The organism is Palleniella muris (genome assembly GCF_004792655.1).
Lineage (GTDB): Bacteria > Bacteroidota > Bacteroidia > Bacteroidales > Bacteroidaceae > Prevotella > Prevotella muris_A.
In genome coordinates this window covers 1-7804 of record NZ_SRZC01000040.1, presented here as the reverse complement: position 1 = coordinate 7804, position 7804 = coordinate 1, and the positions used below count along the sequence as shown (strand labels likewise).

3 protein-coding genes are annotated in these 7804 nt (G+C 46.9%); all 3 read left to right on the top strand.

Translation table 11 applies throughout. The annotated features are described in order from the left end of the window. Nucleotides 1–250 precede the first annotated feature (250 nt). The gene (locus tag E5358_RS14715; protein ID WP_135940915.1) at nt 251–1396 is read left to right on the top strand and encodes a T9SS type A sorting domain-containing protein; all 1146 of its coding nucleotides are present in this window, start codon (nt 251–253) and stop codon (nt 1394–1396) included. Beyond that, nucleotides 1393–4416, top strand: a complete 3024-nt coding sequence (locus tag E5358_RS14710; RefSeq protein WP_135940914.1) for a hypothetical protein — start codon at nt 1393–1395, stop codon at nt 4414–4416. The genes E5358_RS14715 and E5358_RS14710 overlap by 4 nt, the downstream gene beginning before the upstream one ends. 9 nt (nt 4417–4425) lie before the next feature. Then, nucleotides 4426–7804 (top strand): RHS repeat domain-containing protein (locus E5358_RS14705; RefSeq protein WP_135940913.1); only part of this gene is annotated, 3379 nt, incomplete at its 3' end.

The following is a 7804-nucleotide window of genomic DNA, read 5'->3' as shown; positions in this document are numbered from 1 at the left end:
ATATTAAGGTTTGGTCACAATAATATAATAAACCTTTTGGAAAATACGCTGTATTGTTTGTATTTTAGCGAATAATTAACGAATATAAATTAGTTTGAACAAGTTCATTTACTTTTGTAATCGTAAGACAAGAATGCTGACGGTATAAGCAAGAACATATTCCCACGGCATCGGTTCCATTACTTTGCGGCTTCATGCCATTTAAGTAACCGTTTTCCATAGAAACTTTTTTTTACACCAATTATTTTGTATGATAAGACTACTTCCCGAGAGACATATTCTTACTTTACAGACACTTCTGACAATGACAATCTGCATGCCGGTTCTGACATGTGAGGCACAGACATGTATAGAGAAGCCGTCCAATCTGTTTCGTGACGGGGACGTAATCATGAAACAACATATTTTATGCAAAGATATTGGGCAAGCAGGAACAGACGTGATTTGGAACATAATGGAGACACCCGTGGCAGACAAGGTCTACAGACAAAAATACATGTCGGTCTCCGGTTCGGACACGCACATGGCAAGCATTGAAAATGCAACAATATATTCTTATGAGTTACGCAATGACACACTGTTTACATGTGGTTTTGAAAACAATACGACAAAAATAAGCTACCGCTTACAGGAGCCACATCTTATTTTTCCCATGAAATATGGCGATTCCCATTCCGGATTTTTCCATGGCACAGGAATTTATTGTGACAGAATTGCCCTACGTTCTTTCGGCAGATATGAAATTTCGGCAGATGCTTACGGAAAACTTGTCCTGCCTGAAGGAGATACTCTGAAGGACGTGATACGCCTGCATACGGAACGTTTCCTTTCATCCGTCCGTTATCCTGCGGACAGCCTTCCGGCAATCTCTTCCGCTCCGTTCCCGGAAGACAGCATAAGGAAGCATCTTGGGGAAGAGCCGTATATCATGAAAAGCGACATCTACCGATGGTATGCAAAGGGATGCAGATACCCTGTCCTTGAATCATTCATAACCACCTTGCCAGGGAATGAAGACAAACAACGCACTGCATCATTCTACTATCCTGCTTCATTACAGCAGCAACTTGCTTATGATGCGGAGAATGACAATACAACATCAGGCAACTCAAATAAAGACAAGACAGCCGTGCCGTCGGACAGATTCATGTACAGCGCATGCAGAACAGGAAAGACCTCCGTCAGACTTGAATACACGCTTCCCGGACAATCACAGGTCTGCTACTCAATATACACCACTGACGGAAAGGCCGTATACAGAAGTGTGCCGTACAGGCAAAACAGCGGCAAGCATCAAGAAGAAATAGATTTGTCTGATTACACAGACGGTATCTACATTCTTGAAATACATATAGGAGACGAACGTTATACAGAGAAAATCATACTGAGAAGATGAACAGGAAACTAATACTGTACATGTTTCTGTCTGTCATTACAGATGCCTTTGCACAGGTAGGACCGGTAAATAACATACAGACACCTGAGATTGCCAATCTCGGTATGTTCGGAACAATTCCCGTAAGCCACTATACCGGGATACCGGACATATCCGTCCCGTTGTACGACATCAAGGTCGGCGACTATGTTCTTCCCGTTTCCGCAAATTATCATCTTGCATCGGTAAAGCCTGAGGGCCAGTCGGGCATTCTCGGCATGGGATGGAACCTTATGGCGGGAGGATATATTACGCGCACTGTCAACTGTGTCTATGACGAACTGTGTGGAGACGACGGCATTCCTCATGGCTTCTTCTCCCATTCGTCAAAAATGAAGGGCATCACAAACGAGTCATTTGCACAGATGACCAAGGACAGACTGCGCGGCAATGACTTCTTCGAGGTCGTTCCTGACGAGTTCTCTTTCAGCTTTTGCGGATATTCCGGGAATTTCTACTATAATGAAAACGGAGGGTGGACCGTCATATCCGACCATGACATAAAGGTTGAGTTTAATCCGGCAGACGGCGACGGATTCATAAACCGCAGCCGGTTGAAGACACGCTTCAAGACAACCGGATGGGATGTTCAGAGTGATAATAACAGATTTTTCAACAAGTTCACGCTCGTTACTCCCGACGGATGCCGGTATGAGTTCGGAGGACTTGACGCAACGGAATTCAGCATACCGTATTATGCAAGAAAGAACAGTCCGCTTGTCCCTACGACATGGCGGCTCAGGAAAATCACTACGGCAGACAAGCGTGTCATTGAATTCAAGTATGATACATCTGCAGTGATGTGTGACATCCGTTATGTCCCGCAGTACCGTATGCAATACGGAACCGTTCAGGAACAGACCAATCCCGAACAGAACGGATGGCGTGGCTTTACCGGATTCCTGCTTTTTCCCGCATGCCTGACATCCATAGAGACTCCGAATGAGACCATTGACTTTACTTATTTCAAGGAAAGGAACTATGGTGACAGGTTCTACAGGAACAGCAAAGCCTTGTACTGGCAGGCAACGGGTACGCTCAGATGGCCGACATATTCATCAAACATGGAAGACCCGGCACTGCAGTTCTTCGTTTTCATGGACACACGGCAATATGAAAGCGAAAACGCCACCCGCAAGGCCATTGCCGACAATCTTACCCACAATGTCCTGCACCGCATTGCGATAACAAACAAGTTCTCAGGAAACGGACGTTCTTTCTATTTTGAATACATAGAGAACAGCAGTGAGAGGATTAAATTACTCTCAATACTGACACGGACAGGAGTACCTGCACTTATAAAGGGCCAGTGGGGATATGAACTGCCGGAGGAAACTTCCGGAGACGATATGCCGGCATATCATTTCACATATGACATAAGTCAGACCATGCCTTACAGGTATTCCATGGCAAACACCGACTCCTGGGGATACTATAACGGCGGAGAAGTCCGCATCTCGGCAATTCCGTCATACACTACCGTACATCCGTCCTTACCTGCCACAAGAGCTGAGACCCTGTCAGAAATAATCTATCCTACCGGCGGCAGGACGGCATTCACATACAGCCTGCACGAATATTCAAAGATAGTGTCTGCCGACCACTCTGCTGTAATGAAAACCTATGGTTGTGCCGGCGGCTTGAGGGTGTCGGAGATAAACAACTATGATGAAGGAAACAGTCTTATCAGTACAAAAAAGTATTATTATTCGGAAACCAAAAACGGGGAAAGCAGCGGAATATCCAAACCTCTTCCTGTTCATAGTGTTTCATATACCGCAGGAAGTGCGACTCTTGTGCTGAAATCGACAGGCGGTTTCCAGACTCCTGTCACTAATCAGAACACTCCGGATGTGGGATATTCATGCGTCATAGAAGAGACCCTTGATGCCGGAGGTAATTCCCTGGGGTATAAGAAATACAGGTATTCCAACTATGATATGGACATATTCGGAATATCACACAATGACGAGAAATATTCGTATTCCACAGCTTCGGGAGGAGAGGCCATAGCACCATACACAAGCCATTCGCAGGAAAGGGGTAAACTTCTGTCTGAGGAATTTTATGACAGCAACGGTGTCCTTAAGCGTAAAAAGGCCATACGCTACGGAAGAACCCCGCATGCCGCCATGAAAACCGCCTATCAGCAGGAAGTGATAATCAACTACTATCCATACGATTTCATGACTTGCTCAGTGGGATGGCTGGCAAATACGCTCACATTCAGTTATTTTCCGGCGAGCGTACGCGACACTGTATATACGGAGAGCGGTGCATACAGTTCCTCAACAACCTATTCATACAATTACGACAGGCTGCTCTCTGCCGAGACTATGCTGACCAGCAACGGTACGACAAGGAGTGTCAGATATAAATATCCGTCTGACTATGCCGGGTATGACTGGATGAGACAACTGCACATCATTTCTCCGGTAATAGAGAAGCGCACCGAAGAGAACGGCGCGGCAACCGTCGAGACATTCGATTATCAGGCAACAGACAGTCAGATTCCATACATAAGCCGTAAGACAACATCATGGGGAGGCACCAAGACCATGAAAACTGACTTTAAGGTTAATGCCGTCAATGCTTACGGCAAACCTACGGAGGTGGAAACGGACGGATGCCTGAATGTGTATTACTGGGGCTTTCACGGTCAGAAACTCTTCTATGAAATCAAGAACGCATCTCTGGCGGAAGCGGAAGCGTGTCTTGGAAAAGAGGCGGTTGTGTCAGAGAATGATATGCGGTACGGACTTGATTACGGAGGAATAGATGAACGGTATACAATGAAATCCTCAATATTCCATATTTATATGTATGACATGGATATGCGGCTTTATGCCGAGGTATTCCCTGACGGTTCGGCAATACAGTATAAGTATGATATGCTTGAACGGCTGCGTGAGAAATATATCGTTAATCCGTACACCGACCGGAAACAGGTTCTTAACCAATACGATTATCATTATAAATAAACACTCATCATGACGGCAATAAACAAAAATACAGTGTTGGTGCTCATGGCTTTGTTCGTAACGGCAGACCTTTACGGACAGGCGAATGATGACGACGACACGTTGCTCGGAGTTGACGAGGACAGCTACATCTACCTGCCCTACGAGGATGAGGAAGACCTTGTGAAACTTCCTGCGAGCGAAGGAACAAACTCTGTGGTCATGCTTAGCAGCAGGTCGCAGGATTGTTCCGAAAAACTCATTACGGCACAATACTATGATGGCTTCGGGCGCATGAAGGAAGAGGTTTGTGCCGGAATAACACCAGCACGGAACGACCTTGTCATGCTTCATGAGTATGATGCTCTCGGCAGAAAGACACGTACGTGGTTGCCGGCGGTAACCACTCCAGGCGTACCCGGAGAATATGTTCCTTATTCACAATGCGCTGCCGGTGCCGCCGGTGCATGGGCGGACGGGAAGCCGTATACAGAGGATATTTACGATAATGTACCTGACGGTATGATAAGAAGTACTGCTGGTCCCGGTGCTGCATGGCATGATAACGGAAAAGCAGTAAGATATGACATGCTTGCAAATGTCGTTGGGAACGATACGCTGAACTGCGTGCTTTACAAGACAAACGGAAACGGCATCAGCAGTTTGTCGCTCTCTGTCGCGGGAGACTATCCTTCAGGAACTCTGTCGGTTGTAAGGACTGAGAACGAAGATGGAGTGACCGCATTGGAATTTCAGGACAGGCAGGGAAGGACTGTCCTGAAAAGGATGGTGGAGCATAAGGGAACGGTGAAGGTGACGTATGACACATATTATATATATGACAGCCGTGGAAATCTTGTTGTGACAGTTCCTCCTGCTCTTGCTGCTGAATACAGATACGGGGATGTTCCGTATGATTATATTTATGAATATGCGTATATATACGAATACGACGGAAGAAACAGGAGATGCTCTGCCAAAATGCCGGGAGCGGATGCCGTGCTGACGGAATATGACGGTGCTGACCGTCCGCTGTTTGTCCAGACCGGTGAGCAGAGGAAGCGAAATGAAAGTACGTTCCATATATATGATAAATTCGGAAGGGAATGTATCACGGGAACGTGCTCCTACAATATTCCCGCACCAGGGCAGTCGCTGTATTTCAATGAAGTTCCCTACTGTGCATACACCGGAGGCGGTTGGATGGGATATGATGTCTACGGACTTTCCCTCACCGGAGTGCGCATCATGACAGTGAACTATTATGACACTTACGGCTTCGCAGACGGACACAGTGAGCTGGCATATACGAAAGAGGATGGGTATGGCAGAAAGTTCAACAAGGCACAGGGGTTGCTCACAGGACGTGCCACGGCATGCCTGTGTCCGGGAAAGGATGATTCTGGCTATATCTATGAGGCTGTCTACTATGACTGGCGGCAGAGGGTGGTGCAGAGAAAGGCTACAAACTACCTGGAGGGCACTGACACTCATTTCTATGCATATAATTTCTCAGGGCAGGAGACTGCTCACAGACATGTCCACACCGGTCGTGTACAACTGAAACCTGCGACTACGGTGCAGGAGACAACGACAACATACGATCATGCAGGCAGACTGCTCAGGCGGACGCACAGCGTGAACGGCAGTGAGCCTGTGACAATTGCTTCATGCGAATATGATGAGTTTGGCAGACTTCTCTCTGACAGCAGGAACGGCTCGGCGGCTCTGACCACCGGTTATAAATATAACATACGCTCATGGATGACGGGAATCAGTGGTTCTCTGCTTGACATGTCCATGGGCTACGAGACAGGAGAGCACGGAGGCAGACCATGCTTCTCTGGAAATATGTCGTCCTTGCGGTGGCAGGCGGGAGACGGAAAGGAGCGAAGCTATTCTTTCAGCTATGACGGTCTGTCAAGACTCACGGGTGCCGCATATCTTGATACCTCATCAGGACAGAGCGGACAGTATGACACAGAGTATTCCTACGACAAGCAGGGCAATATCCTCTCCCTAAGGCGGAGCGGTCTGCGGGATGGCGGAGTCTGTGGCATTATTGATGACCTTACATACGAATACGACGGCAACAGACTGCGGAAAGTATCCGATGCCGTCGGTGGCCCATATTACAAAGGAGCCATGCACTTCAATGACGGTGCTTATGCGGACACGGAGTACACCTACAACCTTGACGGAAGCCTTGTCTCTGACAAGAACAAGAGGATAAAAGAGATAAGGTACAATATAACGGGACTCCCTGAGAGTATCCTTTTCGACAATAAAAAGAATATAGAGTTCACATATACAGCCACGGGAGAGAAACTCAGAGCGGACTATGTGCTTGACATTCTGTCAATAGAAGACCCGAAGATAAGCGTCCTCGGTCTTGACGCGGAACTGCCCGGAGAAATTTCCGGAGATGATTTGAAACCTCTCCGCCCGTCATTAAAGGATAGTGTCGGAATGACAGACGAATACATTAATCTCATGTACGGTCTGCACCGTATAGACTACTGTGGGAACGTAATCTACGAGAATCTTCGTCTTGACCGCCTCCTTTTCGACGGAGGATATGTCACGTTCACAAATAAGAAGCCTGTCTACCATTTCTGTCTGAGCGACCATCAGGGCAATGTCCGTATCGTGGCGGACGCAAACGGTAATGTCGAGCAGGTGAACCACTATTACCCTTTCGGCGCACTGTTAGGAGAAAGCACCGGCAAGGACGTTCACAGGTATAAATATAACGGTAAGGAGCTTGACCGTCTCCTTGCCCTTGACTGGTACGACTACGGCGCACGGTGGTATGACCCCATCCTGGCCCGGTGGCACGCCATTGACCCTATGGCGGAAGATTATTCCGGTGTCACGCCGTTTGCATATTGTCTGAATAACGCGGTCATTTTGATAGATTCTAATGGACAAGAGCCTACGGGGTATGAGGCAGCGTTAATGGCTGCACATGTATATGGTGGAAAGAAGGCTAAAATATACGCAGATGCCCTGCATGATAAAGGCTGGCATATATCGACTTTCCACACATCAATCTGTATGAATTACACGAGGTTTGGACAAAATGGATTACAGTCTGAACTTTTCCAGCGGACAGAGAACGGTGCGACAGAATATGCTTATGTTTATGCAGGCACAAATTCCGTACAAGATGCAATAGAGGATATTGTCCAGTTATATGGAAAATCCTCACAATACCATGTTGCCATCGATAATGCAAGAACTTTGACTAAAGAACTTGGAAATAGTGAACTTACATTTGTAGGACATTCTTTAGGAGGTGGTGAGGCAACGGCTGCCAGTATGGCTACGGGGAAATTAGCAATAACATTCAATTCTGCGGTGGTCAGTAAAGCAACAATCCGAAATGAGGAACTCATGTATAAACCTA